This is a genomic window from Arhodomonas sp. KWT (assembly GCF_010993615.1).
The window spans coordinates 1-844 of sequence record NZ_WNXE01000725.1 but is presented as its reverse complement, the minus strand read 5'-3'; the positions used below and the strand labels follow the sequence as shown (position 1 = coordinate 844).

Annotated in this window: 1 protein-coding gene; it reads left to right on the top strand. The window is 64.1% G+C overall.

Annotation, left to right across the window (positions count from 1 at the left end; translation table 11 throughout):
* Positions 1-305: 305 nt before the first annotated feature.
* Positions 306-844, top strand: a 539-nt coding sequence (locus tag G7A99_RS22005; protein ID WP_163144110.1) for a LysR family transcriptional regulator, incomplete at its 3' end; no start/stop codon positions are given.

Genomic DNA, 844 nt, shown 5'->3' with positions numbered 1-844 from the left:
CAAGTGAATTCTGTCTGTATTCTCTCTGGTTCCGGGCATCCGTTGGACCGTCGCCGAGGCCAATCACCTGTTCCGTCGTTGCACGAATCGGCCGTGTTTTTGACGAAACCCCTGTGTCTGTACCGTGCCGCTGCTATAGTCGCCGGGAAGCTCCCGGCCGGACCCCGCGGTCTCATGTAACCGCCGATCCGGTGAGGCGCCATCCAACGTTTGTTGCATGGCACAATAGCGCATCCGCTGTCGGCCGCAATCCGGCCGAATGGCAAAAACTTTGTGACCCGGAATCACTAATCGGGGGAACACCCATGGACAAGGCGGCCGAAATGATGATCTTCGCGCGGGCCGTGGAGGAGGGCAGCTTCTCGGCGGCGGCCCGGGATCTGGATCTGACGCCTTCGGCGGTCAGCAAGCAGATACGCCGCCTCGAGGACCGCCTGGGGGCACGGCTGTTCAACCGCACCACCCGGCGCATCAGCCTCACCGAGGCCGGCCAGGCGTACTATGAGCGTTGTGCCCGGATCATCCAGGAGATCGAGGAGGCGGAGGACGCCATAACCGCCCTCAACGAGAACCCCCGGGGGCGGTTGCGGGTGGCGGCCACGGTCTCCTTCGGGCGCATGGAGATCCTGCCGCGGATCAACCAGTACCTGGAGCGCTATCCGGACATCAACATGGAGTTCGAGCTCACCGACCACCACGTGGACCTGGTGGAGGAGGGCATCGACGTGGCGATCCAGTGGCGCGAACAGATGGAGGATCCCTCGCTCATCGCGCGCAAGCTCTGCGTCAACCGCCGCATCATCTGTGCCGCCCCGTCCTACCTGGAACGCCACGGCGTGCCCCG